Source organism: Micromonospora peucetia, assembly GCF_900091625.1.
Classification (GTDB): Bacteria; Actinomycetota; Actinomycetes; order Mycobacteriales; family Micromonosporaceae; genus Micromonospora; species Micromonospora peucetia.
The window spans coordinates 2,904,871-2,923,856 of record NZ_FMIC01000002.1 but is presented as its reverse complement, the minus strand read 5'-3'; the positions used below and the strand labels follow the sequence as shown (position 1 = coordinate 2,923,856).

Annotated in this window: 18 protein-coding genes; 3 read left to right on the top strand and 15 right to left on the bottom strand. The window is 75.0% G+C overall.

What is annotated here, in order from left to right:
- Positions 1-53: 53 nt before the first annotated feature.
- The 13 genes from GA0070608_RS13790 to GA0070608_RS13730 form a co-directional block, all read right to left on the bottom strand.
- Complete coding sequence (locus GA0070608_RS13790; protein WP_091627870.1) at positions 54-1,829, bottom strand: ABC transporter ATP-binding protein; 1,776 nt, start codon at positions 1,827-1,829, stop codon at positions 54-56.
- The gene (locus tag GA0070608_RS13785; protein ID WP_091627868.1) at positions 1,829-3,529 is read right to left on the bottom strand and encodes an ABC transporter ATP-binding protein; all 1,701 of its coding nucleotides are present in this window, start codon (positions 3,527-3,529) and stop codon (positions 1,829-1,831) included. Before GA0070608_RS13785 ends, GA0070608_RS13790 begins: the two co-directional genes overlap by 1 nt.
- Positions 3,530-3,689: 160 nt before the next feature.
- Positions 3,690-3,944, bottom strand: a complete 255-nt coding sequence (locus GA0070608_RS13780; protein WP_091627865.1) for a hypothetical protein — start codon at positions 3,942-3,944, stop codon at positions 3,690-3,692.
- A gap of 18 nt (positions 3,945-3,962) precedes the next feature.
- Complete coding sequence (gene tsaD / locus GA0070608_RS13775; RefSeq protein ID WP_091627863.1) at positions 3,963-5,009, bottom strand: tRNA (adenosine(37)-N6)-threonylcarbamoyltransferase complex transferase subunit TsaD; 1,047 nt, start codon at positions 5,007-5,009, stop codon at positions 3,963-3,965.
- Positions 5,006-5,458: a ribosomal protein S18-alanine N-acetyltransferase gene (gene rimI, locus GA0070608_RS13770; RefSeq protein ID WP_091635040.1), complete on the bottom strand. Its 453-nt coding sequence runs from the start codon at positions 5,456-5,458 to the stop codon at positions 5,006-5,008. The genes tsaD and rimI overlap by 4 nt, the downstream gene beginning before the upstream one ends.
- 120 nt (positions 5,459-5,578) lie before the next feature.
- Positions 5,579-6,256, bottom strand: a complete 678-nt coding sequence (gene tsaB, locus GA0070608_RS13765) for a tRNA (adenosine(37)-N6)-threonylcarbamoyltransferase complex dimerization subunit type 1 TsaB (RefSeq protein WP_091627861.1) — start codon at positions 6,254-6,256, stop codon at positions 5,579-5,581.
- Between the two features lie 50 nt (positions 6,257-6,306).
- The gene (locus tag GA0070608_RS13760) at positions 6,307-7,158 is read right to left on the bottom strand and encodes a hypothetical protein (RefSeq protein ID WP_091627858.1); all 852 of its coding nucleotides are present in this window, start codon (positions 7,156-7,158) and stop codon (positions 6,307-6,309) included.
- Positions 7,159-7,241: 83 nt separating this feature from the next.
- Positions 7,242-7,943 (bottom strand): uracil-DNA glycosylase, encoded by a 702-nt coding sequence (ung, locus tag GA0070608_RS13755; protein WP_091635037.1) that lies wholly within the window; start codon positions 7,941-7,943, stop codon positions 7,242-7,244.
- A 198-nt stretch (positions 7,944-8,141) separates the two neighbouring features.
- Positions 8,142-8,624: a tRNA (adenosine(37)-N6)-threonylcarbamoyltransferase complex ATPase subunit type 1 TsaE gene (tsaE, locus tag GA0070608_RS13750; protein WP_091627856.1), complete on the bottom strand. Its 483-nt coding sequence runs from the start codon at positions 8,622-8,624 to the stop codon at positions 8,142-8,144.
- Complete coding sequence (locus GA0070608_RS13745; protein WP_091627853.1) at positions 8,609-9,712, bottom strand: alpha/beta fold hydrolase; 1,104 nt, start codon at positions 9,710-9,712, stop codon at positions 8,609-8,611. Before GA0070608_RS13745 ends, tsaE begins: the two co-directional genes overlap by 16 nt.
- Positions 9,709-10,827 (bottom strand): alanine racemase, encoded by a 1,119-nt coding sequence (alr, locus tag GA0070608_RS13740; protein ID WP_091627850.1) that lies wholly within the window; start codon positions 10,825-10,827, stop codon positions 9,709-9,711. The genes GA0070608_RS13745 and alr overlap by 4 nt, the downstream gene beginning before the upstream one ends.
- A gap of 81 nt (positions 10,828-10,908) precedes the next feature.
- Positions 10,909-12,378 (bottom strand): NAD(P)H-hydrate dehydratase, encoded by a 1,470-nt coding sequence (locus tag GA0070608_RS13735; RefSeq protein WP_091627847.1) that lies wholly within the window; start codon positions 12,376-12,378, stop codon positions 10,909-10,911.
- Positions 12,379-12,430: 52 nt separating this feature from the next.
- Complete coding sequence (locus tag GA0070608_RS13730) at positions 12,431-12,799, bottom strand: holo-ACP synthase (RefSeq protein ID WP_091627844.1); 369 nt, start codon at positions 12,797-12,799, stop codon at positions 12,431-12,433.
- 176 nt (positions 12,800-12,975) lie between these two features.
- On the opposite strand from GA0070608_RS13730, the gene GA0070608_RS13725 reads away from it, so the two are divergent.
- Together GA0070608_RS13725 and GA0070608_RS13720 are read left to right on the top strand one after the other, a co-directional pair.
- Positions 12,976-13,272 (top strand): type VII secretion target, encoded by a 297-nt coding sequence (locus tag GA0070608_RS13725; protein WP_091627841.1) that lies wholly within the window; start codon positions 12,976-12,978, stop codon positions 13,270-13,272.
- The gene (locus GA0070608_RS13720) at positions 13,269-14,972 is read left to right on the top strand and encodes an alpha/beta hydrolase (RefSeq protein WP_091627839.1); all 1,704 of its coding nucleotides are present in this window, start codon (positions 13,269-13,271) and stop codon (positions 14,970-14,972) included. Before GA0070608_RS13725 ends, GA0070608_RS13720 begins: the two co-directional genes overlap by 4 nt.
- A 64-nt stretch (positions 14,973-15,036) precedes the next feature.
- Here the strand turns inward: GA0070608_RS13720 and glmS are convergent, their stop codons facing one another.
- Positions 15,037-16,950 (bottom strand): glutamine--fructose-6-phosphate transaminase (isomerizing), encoded by a 1,914-nt coding sequence (gene glmS, locus GA0070608_RS13715; protein ID WP_091627836.1) that lies wholly within the window; start codon positions 16,948-16,950, stop codon positions 15,037-15,039.
- A gap of 206 nt (positions 16,951-17,156) precedes the next feature.
- Between glmS and GA0070608_RS13710 the strand changes: the two genes are divergently transcribed.
- Positions 17,157-18,338 carry a pyridoxal phosphate-dependent aminotransferase gene (locus GA0070608_RS13710; protein WP_091627833.1) on the top strand — a complete coding sequence of 394 codons (1,182 nt, stop codon included), beginning with the start codon at positions 17,157-17,159 and terminating at the stop codon, positions 18,336-18,338.
- Positions 18,339-18,372: 34 nt separating this feature from the next.
- On the opposite strand, the gene GA0070608_RS13705 is transcribed toward GA0070608_RS13710, so the two are convergent.
- On the bottom strand, positions 18,373-18,978 hold the full coding sequence (locus GA0070608_RS13705) for a PadR family transcriptional regulator (protein ID WP_091627831.1): 606 nt from the start codon (positions 18,976-18,978) through the stop codon (positions 18,373-18,375).
- Positions 18,979-18,986 lie beyond the last annotated feature (8 nt).

Below are 18,986 nucleotides of genomic sequence, written 5' to 3'. Positions count from 1 at the left end.
AGGAGCCGGTGCCCAGCCGCGCGGCGCGGTCAGGAGCCGGTGCAGCCGTGCGGTCAGGAGCCGGTGGTGTGCCAGGAACGCCAGAGGGCCGCGTACGAACCGTCGGCGGCGACCAGTTCGTCGTGCGAGCCGAGCTCGATGATCCGGCCGTCCTCCACCACCGCGACCCGGTCGGCGTCGTGCGCCGAGAAGAGGCGGTGCGCGATGGCCACGACCGTACGCCCCTGGAGGACGGCCGCGAGGGAGCGTTCCAGGTGCCGGGCGGCGCGGGGGTCGATCAGGGAGGTGGCCTCGTCCAGCACCAGGGTGTGCGGGTCGGCCAGCACCAGCCGGGCCAGCGCCAACTGCTGGGCCTGCGCGGGCGACAGCGGATGCCCGCCGGCGCCGACGATCGTGCCCAGCCCGTCCGGCAGCGCGTCGGCCCAGTCCAGCGCGTCGACGGCGGTCAGCGCCGACCGGACGGCCGCTTCGTCGGCACCCGGTCGCACCATCGCCACGTTCTCCCGCAGCGTGCCGATGAAGACGTGGTGCTCCTGGGTGACCAGGGCGACGTGTGTCCGCAGCTCGGCCAGGGGGAGCTCGTCGAGCCGCCGACCGGCCACCGTGACCGAGCCGGAGCGGGGCGCGTGCACCCCGGCGAGCAGCCGGCCGAGGGTGGACTTGCCGGCGCCCGAGGGGCCCACCATGGCCAGCTTCTCCCCCGGCTCCGGCAGCAGGGTCACCCCGTGCAGGACGTCCCGGCCCTCCCGGTACGCGTACCGGACGTCCCGGGCGGCGAGCCGCCGGTCCCCCGCGCCCGGCGCGTCGGCCGGGGCCGACGACGTGGGCCGGGTCGGAAACCCGGCCGGCGGGTCGGCGTCGGCCACCCCGAGCAGGCGGGCCATCGAGGCGCCGCCGACCTGCAACTCGTCCAGCCAGGAGAGCAGCCGGTCCACCGGGTCGATCAGCTGCTGCACGTAGAGGGTGGCGGCGGTGACCTCGCCGAGGCTCACCCAGCCCTTCAGGTAGAACCAGCCGCCGACGATCAACGTCGCGACCACCGGCAGCACGTAGCCGATCTCGGCGACCGGGAAGAACACCGTACGCAGCCGCAGGGTGTAGCGCTCGGCCGCGTACGACCGGCGGATGTCGGCGTCGCTGCGGGCCCGGCGGCGCGCCTGCTGCCGCAGTGCCTCCGTGGTCCGCGAACCCTCGACGGTCTCGCTGATGCCGTCGGTGATGTCGGAATAGGCGGCGTTCTCCCGCAGGTAGCCGGCCGGGGCGCGGCGCAGGTACCAGCGGGTGCCGGCCCACAGCAGCGGCACCGCGACCAGGCAGGGCAGTGCGAGCAGCGGGTTGACCAGGAGCAGCGCGCCGACGATGAAGCAGCCGGTGACGACGGCGACCAGCGTCTCCGGCACTGCGAACCGGACCGTCCGCGACAGCGCGGAAACGTCCCGGGACGTCCGGGTGAGCAGGTCGCCCGTGCCGGCCCGTTCCACGGTGGCCAGCGGCAACGCCAGGATCCGGTCGACGAACTCCTCGCGCAACTCGGCCAGCACCCCCTCGCCCAGCCGCGCCGACGCCAGGTGGGCGAACCGGACCAGCACCGACTGCACCAGCACGAACCCGGCGATCAGCAGGGCGATCCGGTCGACGGTGACGCCGGTGGTGCCCCGGGAGATCCCCTCGACCAGGTCGCCGAGCAGCCGCGGCGCGACCAGGCCGGCGGCGGCGGCCAGCGCGTGCAGGCCGAGCGCGGTCCCGAGCGCCCTCGGGTGCCGGCGGACCAGCGTGCGGGCGTAGCGACGCACCTGGCGCGCGTCGGCGACCGGCAATGCGGTGGCCATCAGTCCTCCCCCCGGTTGACCGTCGCCCGGTAGCGCGGCTCGTCGTCGAGCAGTGCCGTGTGCGACCCCTCGGCCACCACCTTGCCGTCCTCCACGAAGATCACCTGGTCGGCGCGGTGCAGCACGAGCGGGCTGGTGGTGCAGACCAGGGTGGTGCGGCCCGTCCGGGCCGCGCCGAGCCGCTCGGCGATCCGGGCCTCGGTGTGCGCGTCCACGGCGCTGGTCGGCTCGACCAGCAGCAGGGTCTCCGGGTCGGCGACCAGAGCCCGGGCCAGCCGCAGCCGCTGCTGCTGCCCGCCGGAGAACTCCCGACCGCGCTCGGCGACCGTGCTGTCCAGCCCGGAGGGCAGGGCCTCGACGATGTCGGTCGCGCTCGCCGCCACCAGCGCCGCCGCGATCGCCGCGTCACCGGCCCGGTCGTGCGGGTCCAGCTCCGTGCGCAGCGGGCCGGTGAACAGGTGCGCGTCGTTGTCGGCCACCAGGATCCGCTGCCGCACCGTCGCCAGCGCCACGTCCCGCAGCGGTACGCCGTGCAGCGTCGCGTCCGAGTCGACGTACCGGCCGAGGCGGTCGGCGATCGCCGCCGCGTCCTCGGGCGCGGTCGCGGCAAGCGCGATGAACCGGCCCGGTCGCACCGTCACGCCGGAGTCCACGTCGACCAGTTCGCCCGGGCCGTCCGGCAGGGTGGCCGGGCGGGACGGGTCGACCAGCTCCGGGGCGAGCCGCAGCAGTCGCACCACCCGCCGGGCGGCGACGTGCCCCCGGGTCAGCTTGTCCACCGCCTCGGTGAGCTGCCGCAGCGGGCTGACCAGGAACGCGGTGTAGCCGTAGAACGCCACGAGCTGGCCGGCGCTGATCTCGCCGCGCAGCGCGAACCGGGCGCCGAGCCAGGTGACCAGCACCAGGAACGCACCCGGCAGCAGCACCTGGGCCGCCTCCAGCAGCGACTCGACCCGGGCCACCCGCAGGCCGTCGGCGCGCAGCGTCTGCGACCGTGTCCGGTAGCGGGCGGAGAGCATCGGCTCACCGCCGACGCCGCGCAGCACCCGCAGCCCGGAGACGATGTCAACGGCCCGGGCGGTCAACGCCCCCTCCGAGTCCCGGTACGCATGCTGCTGCCGGTGCAGCGGCCGGATGAGCAGCCCGACCACCGCCATCAGCAGCGGCACGCCGAGCACCACGACCAGACCGAGCGGCACGGAGGCGTCGAGCATGATCACCCCCACGGTCACGATCGCCACGACCGCGCCGGCACCCCGGGCGGTGATGTCGATGGCCGAACCGATGTGGTTGATGTCGGCCGTGCCGATGCTCACGACCTCGCCGGCGGAGACCCGGCGGGGCAGCGCGGCGCCGAGCCGGTTCACCGCGCCCACGGTCAACTGCACCGTCCGGTACGCCCCGGCGAGGAAGTTGTGCACCGCGCAGCGGTGCCGCAGGATCCCGGCGACAGTCTGGAGCACACCCAGCCCGAGCACCGCCAGCCCCCAGGTCAGCAGCGCGTCCTCGTCCCGGCGGGTGAGCCCGTCGACGGCCCGGCCGACGGCCGCCGGCACCAGCGCCTGGGCGACCATCCAGACGATGCCGAGCAGGATGCCGACGGTGAGCAGCACCTTGTGCCGCCCGGCCAGCCACACCAGGTAGCGGGTCGCCGATCGGGTGTCAGGTACGCCGGGGTTCCCGGCCGGTGAAAAGCGCATGGCCCACCGACGCTAGGTGGCGGGCCGACCGTCCCGCCAACCAATTACTGCGGCGGCGTGCTGCGAGTCACGTTCCCGGACCCGGCCGGGCTCGTCGGTCGCCAGCCTCCGCCCGGCCACGGCCCGCCGGGGCACGACACTCTCCGCCCGGCCGGGCGCCTCAGCGGTCGACCTGGGTGAAGTCCCAGGAGTGCGGCGGGCGGGCCAGCAGCGTCGCCGGCGGCTCCGGCAGCGGGCGCGGGTTGCTGCGCCACTTGGAGATGACCACCACCCGGTGGTCGGTGGAGGAGAACACCTCGCTGGACAGGTGCATCGGGTCGTGCTCGAACTCCGGCAGCGCGGTGTCGCAGACCCAGGTGATCAGGTCCGCGGCGCCGTACGGCTCCGCCCGCGCCTCCCACATCCGCACGATCACGTCAGCCATCCTCGGGGTTCAAACGCTGACCGTGGTCAGCGGCATGGCGGAATCGGCGGGCAGGTCCAGCCGGCTCGGCGCGACACCCGCAGCGACCAGGTGCGAGCCGAGGGCGGCGACCATCGCGCCGTTGTCCGTGCAGAGCCCGGGCCGGGGCACCCGGACCCGGATGCCCTGCGCGGCGGCGCGGTCCTCGGCCATCACCCGCAGCCGGGAGTTGGCCGCCACGCCCCCGCCGATCACCAGCGTCTCGACGCCGTTGGTCCGGCAGGCGTCCAGCGCCTTACGCACCAGCACGTCGCAGACCGCCTCCTGGAAGGACGCGGCCACGTCGGCGACCGGCACCGCCTCGCCGGCCCGCTGCCGCGCCTCGACCCAGCGGGCCACCGCCGTCTTCAGCCCCGAGAAGGAAAAGTCGTAGCGGTGGGCGGCAAGGTCCTTGGGGGCGGTCAGGCCGCGCGGGAACCCGATGGCAGCCGGGTCGCCGGCCCGGGCCTCCCGGTCGATGTACGGACCGCCGGGGAACGGCAGCCCGAGCAGCCGGGCCACCTTGTCGAACGCCTCGCCGGCCGCGTCGTCGATGGTGGCACCGAGCGGGGTGACACCCCGGGCGAGGTCGTCCACGAGCAGCAGGGAGGAGTGCCCGCCGGAGACCAGCAGGGCGATCGCCGGCTCGGGCAGCGGGCCGTGTTCCAGGGTGTCCACGGCGACGTGCGCGGCCAGGTGGTTGACGCCGTAGACCGGCTTCTCGGCGGCGAGCGCGTAGCCCTTCGCGGCGGCCACCCCGACCAGCAGCGCGCCGGCCAGCCCCGGGCCGCAGGTGACCGCGATCGCGTCGATGTCGGCGAGCGTCACCCCCGCCTCCTTCAACGCCCGGTCCATGGTCGGCACGATGGCCTCCAGGTGGGCCCGGCTGGCCACCTCGGGCACCACCCCGCCGAAGCGGGCGTGCTGCTCGACGCTGGAGGCGAGCGCGTCGGCCAGCAGGGTGTGCCCACGTACGATGCCGACGCCGGTCTCGTCGCAGGAGGTCTCGATGCCGAGGATCAGGGGTTCGTCCGTCATCGCTCACTTCCCGCGTTGCGCTGCATGACCAGCGCGTCGGTGTTGCTCGGTTGGTAGTAGCCGCGCCGCACTCCGATCGGCTCGAAGCCGTACGCCGCGTAGAGCTTCTGGGCGGGGGCATTGTCCGCCGCGACCTCCAGCAGGGTACTGCGGGTGCCGAGCCGGGCGGCCTCGGCGAGCAGTGCCTCCAGCAGGAGCCGGCCGACGCCACGCCGCTGGGCGTCCCGGCGCACCGCGACGTTCTGCACCCACGCCTCGTCGGGCGGGGCGGCGGCGAGCCCGGCATAGCCGAGCAGGGAGCCGTCGTCGTCGGTGGCGGCCAGGTAGAAGTGCCCGTTGGCCAGCTCGTTCCAGAACATCGCCGCCGACCACTGCTCGGCGCCGAACAGGTCCGCCTCGATCGGCAGCACCTCGTCGACGTGCCACCACCGAAACCGCTCCAGCCGGATGCTCACGGTGCGATCTCGGTTCGCGACTGCGGGGCTCGCAAACCCGGCTCACTCCTCACGCTCACGGTGCCACCTCAGTTCGCGACTGCGGGGCTCGCAAACCCGGCTCACTCCTCACGCTCACGGCAGAACCGGCTTGCGGGCGGTCGCCGCCACGGCGTCCGGGCGGCGCAGGTAGAGCGGGGTGAGCACCTCTGACGGGGCGCCGGCCCGGATGCGCTCGGCGGCCAGGGTCGCCAGCACGTTGGCGTCCGGGTAGCGGGGTTCGTCCCGCACCGGCAGGCCGAGCGCGTCCGCGTACCGGTGCGCGCCGTCGCCGACCGCGGCCGTGACGGCCAGGTCGCGGGCGCGCTCGGCGGCGACCGCCGGCACGGACACCTCCGGTCCGAGGATCCGCTGGCCCGCGCCGTCGTAGACCGCCCAGTAGATCTCCCGGCGGCGCGCGTCGCTCGCCGCCAGCACCGGCTCGCCGGCGGCCGCCGGGTGGCCGATGGCGTCCAGCGAGCAGACGCCGTACGTCGGGACGCCCAGCACCTGCCCGATGGTGGCGGCGGTGACCAGCCCCACCCGCAGCCCGGTGAACGGGCCGGGGCCGAGCCCGGCGACGATCGCGCCCAGGTCGGCCGGACGGGCACCGGCCTCGGCGAGCACGGCGTCGACCTGAGGGGCGAGCAGTTCACCGTGGGCGCGGGCGTCGACCGTGCAGCGGTACGCGCGGGTCGCGACGCCGTCCGCCGCGACCTGCACCAGCGCCGCGGTCACCGCGGGGGTCGAGCTGTCCACCACCAGTACGAGCACGGTAAGCCAGCCTAGTCACCCCCGGTCACGCCCCGGGCGGCGGATGCGGCTCAGCTCGGGGTGCGGAACTTGCGCAGGAACCCCGGCAGCAGCCAGGGGCGCCGCCCACTGATCCGGACCTTGCCGGTGAGCACCGCGCGGGCCCGGCTGACCCGACCGAACATCATCAGGTTGAGCGTGCCTGGGTCGTGGTCGATCCGGGCGTCGGGACGAGCGTCGGGGGCGGCGAACGTCATCCGACCCCGGTGCAGCATGAGCCGGACCGGGGCCGCGTACGCCGAGCGGAACTCGACCACGACCGGGCGTTCGCTCGGCGGAGCGCCGCCGTCGATCAGCCGCCCGTAGCCGTGCCGGACCACTCCGGCCAGGAACAGCTCCATGAAAAGCGCGGCGTCCCGGCCGGGGAGCGACCACGGCCGCCCGGTGACGTGGGCGACGTCGTGGCCGTGGATGAGCAGCTCGTTGACCAGGTGCGCGCAGAGGCCGGCGAGGGGCACCCGGGCCCCGCCGAGCCAGGGCACCGTCTCGTCGGGGCGCCGGCCCTCGGAGGCGAGGAGGAGCTGCCCGACGTCGGCCCGCAACCGGTCGGCCAGGGCCTGCGGATCGCGCTCGGTGAGATGCCGGAGCAGCACGTCGTTGAAGTCCGCCACCGTGTCGACGGTGATGTCGGGGAGCTGCCGGTGCAGACCCGGCACCGGCAGGGGTCGATGCTCCGGGTCCACCAGGCACACGTAGTACCACGCGAGCGAGCCCACGTGGGCGAGCGTGTCGACCACCGACCAGTGGGCGGTGGCCTTCGCCGCCGGTGGGGTGGCGCGGACCAGGTCGAGGAAGCGGTCTGTCTGGTCCGCCAGGGCCGTCCGCGCCACCCGCCACCGCTGTTCGCTGACCGTCGCCGCCATCGCCGCCTCCCGGCTCGCCGACCGATCCGAGGCACAGGCTACGACGGACAGCAGCCGCGCGGTTACCGCGAGAGTGCGCACTGTCAGCTGGCGGGACGCTCCCAGTCGACGGTGGGCAGGCCGGCGTCGGCGAGCGCCTTGTTGGCCGCGCTGAACGGGCGGCTGCCCAGGAAGCCACGCGGGTTCATCGGGCTGGGGTGCCCGGCCTCCAGCACCACGTGCTGCGGGTTGGTGACCAGAGCGGCCTTCTTGCGCGCGTAGCCGCCCCAGAGCAGGAAGACCACCCGGGAGTCCATCGCGTCGAGCGCCCGGATGGTGGCGTCGGTGAACTCCTCCCAGCCGCGGTTGGCGTGCGAGCCGGGTGTCGCCTCGCGGACGGTGAGGACGGAGTTGAGCAGCAGCACGCCCTGCGCCGCCCAGCCGCTCAGATTGCCGCCGCGCGGCTTCGGCACGCCGAGGTCCTCGCCGAGCTCCTTGAAGACGTTGCGCAACGACGGCGGCACGCTCACGCCCTCCCGCACGCTGAAGCTGAGACCGTGCGCCTGCCCCGCCTTGTGGTAGGGGTCCTGCCCGAGGATCAGCACCCGGCAGTCGGCCGGCGCGCAGAGCCGGTAGGCCGAGAAGAGGTCCTCGACCGGCGGAAAGACGGTGCGGGTCGCGTATTCCCCGGCGACGAACGCGGCCAGTTCGGCGGTGCGGGCCGGGTCGAGGTGGGGGGTGAGCACGGCACGCCAGTCCTCCGGCAACAGCGCCAGCAGGTCCAGGGTGGGGGCGTCGTCGGGCATCGGCAACCTTTCGTAGTCGATCGCCACCTTCATACCAGTCGCAGCCGACACTCCTCGGCACCGCCAGCGGCGGGGACGCAGGGACCTTCAGCCGTAGGCGTTCCCGCCGGCCGGCTCGGCGGCACCCGTCGATCGTGACGATGTGCACGCAGGTCGGGCTCGAAGGTCGACGGTGGCCTTGAGCCCGGCTTCCACCGGTCAGCGCAGGGCCGCCAGGCGCTGCTCCCAGTCGCCGCCGACCGGCTCCAGCCCGACCACCCGGGTGTCGTCGTCGTGCCGGTCGATGCGCACCCACAGGTGGGCGTCGACCAACTGCTCGACCAGGCCCTCGCCCCACTCCACCACGGTCACCGACTCGTCCACCGAGGCGTCCAGGTCGAGGTCGTCGATCTCGGCGCGCGGGTCGGCGGCATCCCCCAGCCGGTACGCGTCGGCGTGCACCAGCGCCACCGTGCCGCCCCGGGCCGGGTCGGGGCGGTGCACCCGGGCGATCACGAAGGTGGGTGAGGTGATGTCGCCACGCACCCCGAGCCCGGCCCCGATGCCCTGGGTCAGCGCGGTCTTGCCGGCGCCCAGCGGCCCGGTCAGCAGCAGCAGGTCGCCGGCGCGCAGCAGCCCGGCCAGTCGCCGCCCGAACCCGTGGGTGTCGTCGACCGTCGGCAGCGTCACGACGTGCCGCACAACGCCTCCAGGAACCGGGCCAGCGCCTCGTTGACCTCGTCGGCGTGCTCCAGCATCACCACGTGCCCGCTGTCGGAGATCTTGACGAACTCGGCGTGCGGCAGCCGCCGGACGATCTCCTCGGAATGCGTCACCGGCGTGATCATGTCCTTGTCGCCGACGACCACCAGCACGGGGGTGTCCGCCAGCGCGGCGAGGGCCGGGAACCGGGAGTGCGTCGCCAGGGTCCGCAGGTAACGCGTCACCGTGTCGGCGGACGTGCGGGAGTTCATCGTCTCGACGTACGACACCAGGGCCGGGCTGGGATGGCGGGTGCCGAAGCCGTACCTGCGGGTGAGCAGCCAGGCCACGTTCGTGGTGGACCTGCGCGCCCGGTCGATCACCGGGGCGCCGTAGCGGGTGACGTTGCCGACCACGTGCAGCACCGGCGCGCCGACCCGGCCGAGCAGCGCGGGCGCCACCAGCTTGGTCTCGGCGAGCAGGCCGCCCGAGGTGGCCATCAGCACGGTGCCCACGACCCGGTCGCCGAACAGCTCCGGGAACAGCTCGGCGAACGCCATGATGGTCATCCCGCCCATCGAGTGGCCGACAAGCACCAGCGGCCCCTCCGGGGCGGTCCGGTCGATCACCTCGCGTAGCGTCCGGCCGAGCGCGGTGAGGTCGTACTCGCCGGTCTCCAGCCGCCCGGACCGGCCGTGCCCGGGCTGGTCGTACGCGACGATCCGGTGCTCGCCCCGCTCGGCGAGCAACTCGCGTTGGAAGTGGAAGGTGCCCATGTCGAGGCAGAAGCCGTGCACCAGCACCACGGTCGGGTTGCCGGGCCGGGGCCGGGTCGGCTCCACCACCTCGACGTGGATGTCGGTGCCGTCGGGCATCTCCAGCCGGAACGACTCGTCGTACCGCTGCTCGCCGAAGGCCTCCCCGGCGTACCGGTCGGTGGGGTCGGCCTTGAGCTTGCGGACCAGGGCGCGTTCGGTGGCGACGCCGGCCGCGAGCCCGGCGGCGGCGACTCCGACGGCGGCCAGCGCACCGATGGCGGCCCTGGCGTGCCCGGTGCGCGGCAGCGGGATGCGGGAGCGGGGCGTCACGGGCGCTCGCCGTCGTAGACACGGGGCACCCGCGTGCTGCCGAACCGGGTGACGATCTCGTAGTTGATGGTGCCGACCGCCTCGGCCCAGTCGTCGGCGGTCGGCTCACCGTCGGCGCCGCTGCCGAAGAGGGTGACCACGTCGCCGGCGGCCACCGGGTCGTCGCCGCAGTCGAGCACGAACTGGTCCATGCAGACCCGGCCCGAGATCGTCCGGCGCCTGCCGCCGAGCTGCACCGGGCCGCTGTTCGAGGCCTGCCGGGGCACCCCGTCGGCGTAGCCGAGCGGCACCACCGCCAGGTTCGCCGCCCGATCGGTGGTGTAGGTGTGCCCGTACGAGACGCCGGAGCCGGCGGGGACCCGCTTGGTGAGCATCACCCGGGCCCGGGCGGTCATCGCCGGGCGCAGCCCGTAGCGCTCGCCGGCCACCGGGGAGAGGCCGTAAACGGCCAGCCCGGGCCGGACCAGGTCGAAGTGGGTGTCCGGCCGGGTCAGGGTGGCGGCCGAGTTGGCCAGGTGCCGGTAGCGCGGTCGCAGGCCGGCCTGCTCGGCCATGCCCAGCCCTTCGTGGAAGACGGCGAGCTGGCGGTCGATGGTCGGGTGGCCGGGCGAGTCCGCGTAGACGAAGTGGCTCCACACCCCGACCACCTCGACCAGGCCGTCGGCCTGCGCCTTGGCGGCGGCGTCGAGCAGGGCCGGCCAGTCGGCGACGGTCGCGCCGCCCCGGGCCAACCCGGTGTCGATCTTGAGGTGCAGCCGGGCCGGCCGGCCGGCGGCGCGGCCCGCCTCGACCATCTCGTCCAGCTGGGGCAGGCTGGCGACGCCGAGATCGACCCCGGCGGCGACACCCTCGTGCAGCGGCAGCCCCGGCGCGAGCAGCCAGGCCAGCACCGGCACGGTGATCCCGGCCCGGCGCAACGTCAACGCCTCGTCCAGCGTGCAGACCCCCAGCCAGTCCGCCCCGCCGTCGAGGGCGGCGCGGGCGGCCGGGACCATGCCGTGGCCGTAGCCGTCGGCCTTCACCACCGCCATCAACTCGGCGCCGGTGCCGGACCTCAGCCGGCTCACGTTCTCGCGGATCGCGTCCAGGTCCACGCGCACCTCGGCCTGCCACATGCCCCCAGCCTACTTTCCGCGCCGATCTCCCCGAGCGAGGCCGGGGCAGACGTTACGGCCGGGGCAACCGAGGCGGGCGGGTCAGCCGAGGCGGGCGACGACCGGGCGGAGGGCGTCGGCCACGTCGGGCGCCGTCACCGGCCCGCCCCGGGCCGCCTCCCGGCCGGCCAGCCCGTGCAGGTACGCGGCGGTGGCCGCCGCCCGCTCCGGGGGCAGCCCGGCCCCGAGCAGCGAGCCGAGCAGGCCGGCCAGCACGTCGCCGGTGCCCCCGGTGGCCAGCGCGGAGGTGCCGGTCGGGTTGACGTACGCCCGGCCGTCCGGCGTGCCGATCACCGTGCGGTCGCCCTTGAGCAGCACCACCGCGTTCATCCAGGCGGCCAGCCGCAGCGTGGCGCCCACCCGGTCGTCGCCCGGTTCCTCCCCGCAGAGCCGGGCGAACTCCCGGTCGTGCGGGGTGACCACGATCGGGGCGTCCCGCTTGCGCAGCCGGTCGGCGAGCGAGCCGTCGACCAGCAGGGTCAGCGCGTCGGCGTCGAGCACCACCGGCACCGGGGCGGCGAGCACCGCCCGCAGCTCCCCGGCCGCCTCCTCGCCGGTGCCCAGGCCGGAGCCGCAGACCCAGGCCTGCACCCGTCCGGCGTCGGCGACCCGATCGGTGGCGATCACCGACGGGTGCCGGCGCAGCACGTCGGCCCGGGCCGAGCCGGCGTAGCGGACCAGGCCGGTCGGGCCGGCCAACGCCCCGGCGACGGAGAGCACGGCCGCGCCGGGATAGGTCGCCGAGCCGGTCGCGACGCCCACCACACCCCGGCTGTACTTCTCCGAGGCCGGGCCGAGCCGGGGCCACCAGTCGACGACGTCCGACCACTCGGTGACGCCCAGCGCCGGGCTGCCCCGCAGCCACGGCTCCAGCCCGATGTCCACCAGCTCCACCTCACCGGCGAGCGCGGCGGCCGGGCCCACCACCAGGGCGGGCTTCAGCCCGCCGAACGCCACCGTCACGTCGGCGCGCACGGCGCTGGGGCGGCCGGAGGCGGTCAACGGCACTGCTCCGGTGTCGACCGCGACCCCGCTGGGCACGTCCACGGCGACCACGGCGGCCGGGGCGCCGTCGCGCCCACGGTGCCGGACGAGGCTGGCGGCGAGCTGGTCGGCGGTGTCCCGCAGCCCGCCGCGCCCGCCGATCCCGACGATGCCGTCCAGCACCAGGTCGACGGTCCCCGGCGGCCGGTCGACGACCCGCCCGCCGGCCGCCCGCAGCGTGGCCAGCCCCTGCGCGTGCGCCCGGCCGGGGGTCAGCAGCAGCGCCGACACGGCCGCGCCCCGCCGGGCCAGGTGGGCGCCGGCGAGGAGCGTGTCGCCGCCGTTGTCACCGGAGCCGACCAGCAGCAGCACCCGCGCGGCGTAGACGCCGCCCCGGTCTGCGAGCAGCAGCGCGCAGCGGCGGGCCAGCCCGGCGGCGGCCCGCTTCATCAGCGTCCCGGGCGGGAGCGTGGCCATCAGTCCCGCCTCCGCCGCACGTACGTCCGCGACCCGCCACACCGGTCTCATGCCACCCCGTCCCGTCCGATTCCCGGCGCGCCGCGACCCGGCACGCCCCCGTTCACCGTTCCGCGACCACCATTGCCGAGGCGATCCCGCCGTCATGGGACAACGAGAGATGCCAGCGGTTGACCCCACGCTCGACGGCCGCCGCCGCGACCGTGCCGGAGACGGTCAGCCAGGGACGGCCGTCCGGGTCCGGCACGATCTCGCAGTCGTGCCAGCTCAGGCCGGCCGGGGCGCCGAGCGCCTTGGCGACCGCCTCCTTGGCCGCGAAGCGGGCGGCCAGCGACTCGGGCGAACGCGGGTTGCCGGAACGGGTGCAGCGCTCGGCCTCCGTGAAGAGCCGGTCGGCCAGCAGTGGTGTCCGTGCCAGGGCCCTGGCGAACCGCTCGACGAGGACGACGTCGATGCCGACAGCGACGATCACCCGCTCACCCTACCGGCGCGGGCGACCGCACATTAGCCGCCGGTTCCGCGCGGGGCAACGCCTGTGGACGACCGGCCGTACGCCGGCAGGGCCGTTGTCCACAGGCCACGCGCGGGGGTGTGGACGCCGCCTAGCGTCGCGGCTGTCGATGTTTCCGCGAGGCGGGGGGGCAGAGGATGGCAGAGGAGCCGTTGACCGTACGACCCGAAGTGCTACGCCGGGCCGCGAGTGGGCTCGACGACGACGCGTACCGGCTGGGGCACGGGTTTGCCGGGGCGTCCGGGCTGGTGGTGGTGGCCCCGGAGTGGTCGGCCGGGGCGGCGTTGACCGGGCTGGAGTCGGCCGTGCACGCCTGGGCGGGTGGGCTCGGCGCCCGGGTGGCCGGCACGGCCGGGGCGGTCCGGGCCGCTGCCGGGGCGTACGAGGCGGTGGACGACCGGGCGGCCGGCCGGATGGGAACCGTGCCCCGGTGACCGCGCCCGCGACACCGGCGGCCGGCGGAACGGCCCCGCCCGTACGCCCGGCACAACCCGCCGGGACCGGCCCGGCCCGACGCCCCGCCCACCCCGCCGACCGGGCAACCGTCGTGGGCTACCGGCAGCTCTGGGCGGCCGACCCGGGGGCGTGGCGGGTCGCCGGGGTGGCCTGGCGAGGGCTGACCGAGCCGGTGGCGCGCCGGGCCGACGAGCTGGCCGCCAACGCGGCGGTGCTGCGAGGCGGCTGGTCGGGCGGTGCGGCCGGTGCCGCCGACGCCCGGCTCGCGGCGCTGCGCGCCGAGCTGACCGCGGCCTCCCCCGCCCTGATCGAGACCGACCAGGTGCTGGCCGAGTTCGCCGGCCGGCTGGGCGCGGCCAGGGCCCGGCTCGCCACCGCGGTGGCCCGCGCGGACGCGGCGGGGCTGCTGGTCGACCGGCAGGGGCGGGTCGCCGTCGACCCCGCCCGCGCGCCGGCGACCGTCCGGGCCAGGCCGGTGGCGGCCGAGGCGGGCACGGCGATCCGGGCGGCGCTGGAGCTGGCCGGGGCGGCCGACCGGGAGGCTGCGGGCCGGTTGGACGCGCTGGCCGCCGCCGCCCGTGCGGCGTGGGTCGCCGCGCCGCCGCCCGGTCGGCCGCCGCCCGGCGCCGAGCCGGCAGCGGTGCGGGCGTGGTGGGCCGGGCTCACCCCCGCGCAGCGCCGCTGGCTGGTCGTGCACGAGCCGGGGCTGGTCGGTCGCCTCGACGGGGTGCCGGCGGCCGACCGCGACCAGGCCAACCGGCTGCTGCTCGGGGCACGGCGGGAGGAGCTGCTGGCCGCGCGGCGGCGACTGCTGGAGCGGGTGCCGCGCGGGCCGGTCGAGCTGGCCGGGCTGTTGCGGGTCGGGAAGTCCCTGGCGGGGCTGGACGCGCTGGCCGCCCGCCTGGCCGGCGACGAGCAGCCCCGCGCCTACCTGCTGGGGCTGGGCACGGCCGGCGAGGGACGGGCGGTCGTGACGCTGGGCAACCCGGACCGGTCGACGCGGATGCTGACCTACGTGCCGGGGATGACCGCCAGCCTCGGCGACGTGCCCGGCGAGCTGGGCCGGGCAGCCCTGGTGCTGTCCCGCTGCGCCGCCCTCGCCCCCGAGGAGGAGACAGCCGCGGCGCTCTGGCTGGACTACGACGCCCCCGACTCCTTGCACGAGGCGGCGTGGCCGGGCCAGGCCCGGGACGCCGGCCCGGCGCTGCACCGGTTCCAGGAGGGGCTGCGGGCGACCCACGACGAGCCCCCGGGCCGGCAGACCGTGCTGGGGCACAGCTACGGCTCACTGGTGGTCGGCACGGCCGCCCGCGATCACGGGCTGGCCGCCGACGCGCTGGTCTTCGTCGGCTCGCCCGGGGTGGGGGTCGCGCACGCCGGTGAGCTGGGCCTGCCACCCGGACAGGTCTGGGCGAGCACCGCGCCGGACGACGTGATCCGGTTGGCCCGGCCGCCGGACGAGCTGGCCCGGCGGGCCCTGCTGGGTGCGTCGCCGGTCGGCCCGGCGATCGGGAGCCTGCTCGGCGCGCCGGAGCGCGAGCTGTGGTTCGGGCAGGATCCGTCCCACCCGGGCTTCGGCGGGCGCACCTTCCCCAGCGGCCGGCACGGCCACACCGGCTACTGGGCGGCCGACAACCCGGCCCTCGACGGGATGGCCCGGGTGGTGCTCGGCCGCTGACCGCGAACGTGGTCGAGCCCCGCCCACCGGTGCGGTGGACGGGGCCCGTCGCGGGGCGGTACGACTACTCGACGGTGACCGACTTGGCCAGGTTCCGGGGCTGGTCCACGTCGTGCCCCCGGGCGGCGGCGATCTCGGCCGCCAGGACCTGCAACGGCACGGTGGTGACCAGCGGCGCGAGCAGCGTCGGCGTACGCGGCACGCGGATCAGGTGGTCGGCATAGCGGACGACCGCCTCGTCGCCCTCCTCCGCGATGACGATGGTCCGGGCGCCGCGCGCCCGCACCTCCTGGATGTTGGAGACCACCTTGTCGTGCAGCATGCCCCGGCCGACCGGGGACGGCACGATGCAGATCACCGGGGTGCCCTTGTCGATCAGCGCGATCGGGCCGTGCTTCAACTCACCGGCGGCGAATCCCTCGGCGTGCATGTAGGCCAGCTCCTTGAGCTTGAGCGCGCCCTCCAGGGCCACCGGGTAGCCCACATGCCGGCCGATGAAGAGCACGGTCGGCTCGGTCTTCAGGTCGCGGGCCAGCTCGCGGACGGGCTCGATCCGCTCCAGCAGCTCGCGCAGCTTGCCCGGCATCTCCTGGAGCTGGGCGACGACGGCGGCCACCTCGTCGGCGAACTTGATGCCGCGCACCTGGGCCAGGTGCAGGCCGATCAGGTAACAGGCGACGAGCTGGGTGAGGAACGCCTTGGTGGACGCGACGGCGATCTCCGGCCCGCCGTGGGTGTAGAGGACGGCGTCGGACTCCCGGGGGATGGTCGAGCCGTTGGTGTTGCAGATGGCCAGGACGCGGGCCTTCTGCTCCTTGGCGTGCCGCAGCGCCATCAGGGTGTCCATCGTCTCGCCGGACTGCGAGATCACCACGATCAGCGTGGACCGGTCGAGGACCGGGTCGCGGTAGCGGAACTCGCTGGCCAGCTCCACCTCGCACGGGATCCTCGTCCAGTGTTCGATGGCGTACTTGGCGACCAGACCGGAGTGGTACGCGGTGCCACAGGCGACGATGAAGATCTTGTCGACGTCGCGCAGGTCCTGGTCGCTGAGGCGGACCTCGTCGAGCATGATCTCGCCGGACTCGGTGAGCCGGCCGAGCAGCGTGTCGGCGATGGCCTGCGGCTGCTCCTCGATCTCCTTGAGCATGAACCAGTCGTAGCCGCCCTTCTCGGCGGCGGAGGAGTCCCAGTCGATGTGGAAGTCCTTGCCGCTGGCGGGCTGGCCGGCGAAGTCGGTGATCTCGATGGTGTCGCCGGTGATGAGGACGATCTGGTCCTGGCCGAGCTCCACCGCTTCCCGGGTGTGCTCGATGAACGCCGCCACGTCGCTGGCGAGGTAGTTCTCCCCGTCGCCCCGCCCGACCACCAGCGGCGAGTTGCGCCGGGCGCCGACCACCGCGCCGGGCACGGCGGCGTCGACGGCGAGCAGCGTGAACGCGCCCTCCAGCCGCTGGCAGACCACCCGCATGCCGGCGGCGAGCAGCTGCGGCCCGTCGGGGTGACCGGCGGCGCGCAGGTCGGCCAGCGCGGCGGAGAGCAGGTGCGCGGCGCACTCGGTGTCGGTGTCGCTGGTGAACTGGACGCCGTCGGCCTCCAGCTCGGCGCGCAGCCTCGCGAAGTTCTCGATGATGCCGTTGTGGATCACGGCGACGCGGCCGTCGGGGGCGAGGTGCGGGTGGGCGTTGCGGTCGGTCGGACCGCCGTGGGTGGCCCAGCGGGTGTGCCCGATGCCGGTGGTGCCGTCCCCGATGCCGATCGGGCTGGCCGCGCAGGACGTGGGATCCTCGGCGGCCCGCTCGGAGAGCACCTTCTCCAGGTTGGCCAGCTTGCCGGCCTTCTTCTCGGTCAACAGCACGTCGTCGCAGACGATGGCGACGCCGGCCGAGTCGTAGCCGCGGTACTCCAGCCGCCGCAGTCCGTCGAGCACGATGCCGAGCGCCGGGCGCGCGCCGGCGTAACCCACGATTCCACACATGTCTCGCAGCCTAACCTAGTTCCGCTCAACGCGCGTGCGCGAAAGTCGGGTAATCGATCACCGAACTTGAGCGATACGGAGCGGAACCGACACCTTACGTGACATACCTCCGTCCGACGCAGGGGGATGCCGGCGATGCTTCCGGGCGGTCGGCTGCCGCCCTCGCAGGGGTTGAAGCCGCGCCAGGAGTCCGTAGGCTGGCGGGCGTGACGACCGCCGACGTGGATCCGCTGGTGGCCCGGATGCGTCCGTTCGGGACGACCATCTTCGCCGAGATGTCCGCCCTCGCCGCCCGCACCGGCGCGATCAACCTCGGTCAGGGTTTCCCGGACAACGACGGGCCGCCGGAGATGCTGGCCGCCGCGGCGGAGGCGCTGCGCACCGGGCAGAACCAGTACCCGCCGGGCCCGGGCATCCCGACGCTGCGCGCGGCGGTGGCCGCGCACCAGCGCCGGTTCTGGGGGCTGGAGTACGACCCGGACGGCGAGATCGTGGTGACGGCGGGCGCCACCGAGGCCATCGCGGCGGCGATCCTCGGCCTCTGCGAGCCGGGCGACGAGGTGGTCTGCTTCGAGCCGTACTACGACTCGTACGCCGCCTCGGTGGCGCTGGCCGGCGCGGTCCGGCGCCCGGTCACGCTGCGTCCCGCCGCCGACGGCCGGTACGCCTTCGACCCGGCCGCCCTGCGCGCCGCGTTCGGCCCGCGCACCCGGCTCGTGCTGCTCAACTCCCCGCACAACCCGACCGGCAAGGTGTTCACCCCCGACGAGCTGGCGCTGATCGCCGAGCTGTGCCAGGAGCACGACGCGTACGCGGTGACCGACGAGGTGTACGAGCACCTGGTCTTCACCGACGCCGCCACCGGCCACCTGCCGCTGGCGACCCTGCCCGGGATGCGCGAGCGGACGCTGCGGATCTCCTCGGCCGGCAAGACGTTCTCCTGCACGGGCTGGAAGGTCGGCTGGGTCAGTGGCCCCGCGGCGCTGGTCTCGGCGGTGCTGCGGGTGAAGCAGTTCCTCACCTTCGTCAACGCCGCGCCGCTCCAGCCGGCGGTCGCGGTGGCGCTGGCCCTGCCGGACGACTACTTCGCGGAGTTCCGCCGGGACATGCAGGCCCGCCGGGACCAGCTGGTCGCGGGCCTCACCGACGCCGGCTTCGGGGTGCTGACGCCTGAGGGCACCTACTTCGTCACCGCCGACATCGGGCCGCTCGGCGGCGTCGACGGGATCGAGTTCTGCCGGTCGCTGCCGGAGCGGTGCGGCGTGGTGGCCGTACCGACCCAGGTCTTCTACGACGACCCGGAGGCCGGCCGGCGTCTCGTCCGCTTCGCCTTCTGCAAACGCCCCGAGGTGCTGGCCGAAGCCGTCACCCGGCTGCGCCGGCTGTGACGAACACCCGGTGATTGACAGGCACGTCTGACCGTCAACCGGCCGCCTGGGTCGGGCCGGTACCCCGCTCCGACGTCGTCCCCTCGGCGCGGGGCGTCCGAAGCCTGGCGAGCACCGCGCCGCCGTCGGCGAGCAGCACCCCCTCGGCGTCGTCGACGAAGGCCAGATCAGCCTCGACGTGCCGACTCGCCGCCGAGAGCAGCAGGCCGACCACCGGATCATCGGTCCGGCGGCGCAGCCCGTCGAGGTTGCGCAGCTCCCGCATCAGGTGACCACGTTGGTTGCTGAGCACCGCCCGCACCGTGGCCGGCTCGCCGGATCGGGCTGCGGCGGTCACCTTGAGGAAGAAGTCGTCCCGGAACCCACCGCTGCGTGGGCTGGGCTCGGCGAGCCAGCGGTCCAGCTCGGCTCGGCCGTCCGGGGTGATCTCGTAGACCACCCGGTCGGGCTTGACGGGCTGGGGATGCCGTTCGGCCACCACCAGGCCGTCCCGGGAGAGCCGGTCGAGAATCTGGTAGAGGTGCCCGATGTTGAGCGGCCCCCACTGTGGGCCGACCGCCTCCTCGAAGGCGCCCTTGAGCTCGTAGCCGTAGCTGGGGCCGCCGGCGAGCAGGGCCAGGACGGCGTGCTGGATCGCCATGTCACCTC

Bases quoted from the DNA above. Each gene is read 5' to 3' on its own strand.
- GA0070608_RS13790 (WP_091627870.1), bottom strand. From the start codon at position 1,829: ATGGCCACCGCATTGCCGGTCGCCGACGCGCGCCAGGTGCGTCGCTAC.
- GA0070608_RS13785 (WP_091627868.1), bottom strand. From the start codon at position 3,529: ATGCGCTTTTCACCGGCCGGGAACCCCGGCGTACCTGACACCCGATCG.
- tsaD (WP_091627863.1), bottom strand. From the start codon at position 5,009: ATGACGGACGAACCCCTGATCCTCGGCATCGAGACCTCCTGCGACGAG.
- GA0070608_RS13760 (WP_091627858.1), bottom strand. From the start codon at position 7,158: ATGGCGGCGACGGTCAGCGAACAGCGGTGGCGGGTGGCGCGGACGGCC.
- ung (WP_091635037.1), bottom strand. From the start codon at position 7,943: ATGCCCGACGACGCCCCCACCCTGGACCTGCTGGCGCTGTTGCCGGAG.
- alr (WP_091627850.1), bottom strand. From the start codon at position 10,827: ATGTGGCAGGCCGAGGTGCGCGTGGACCTGGACGCGATCCGCGAGAAC.
- GA0070608_RS13735 (WP_091627847.1), bottom strand. From the start codon at position 12,378: ATGAGACCGGTGTGGCGGGTCGCGGACGTACGTGCGGCGGAGGCGGGA.
- GA0070608_RS13725 (WP_091627841.1), top strand. From the start codon at position 12,976: ATGGCAGAGGAGCCGTTGACCGTACGACCCGAAGTGCTACGCCGGGCC.
- glmS (WP_091627836.1), bottom strand. From the start codon at position 16,950: ATGTGTGGAATCGTGGGTTACGCCGGCGCGCGCCCGGCGCTCGGCATC.
- GA0070608_RS13705 (WP_091627831.1), bottom strand. From the start codon at position 18,978: ATGGCGATCCAGCACGCCGTCCTGGCCCTGCTCGCCGGCGGCCCCAGC.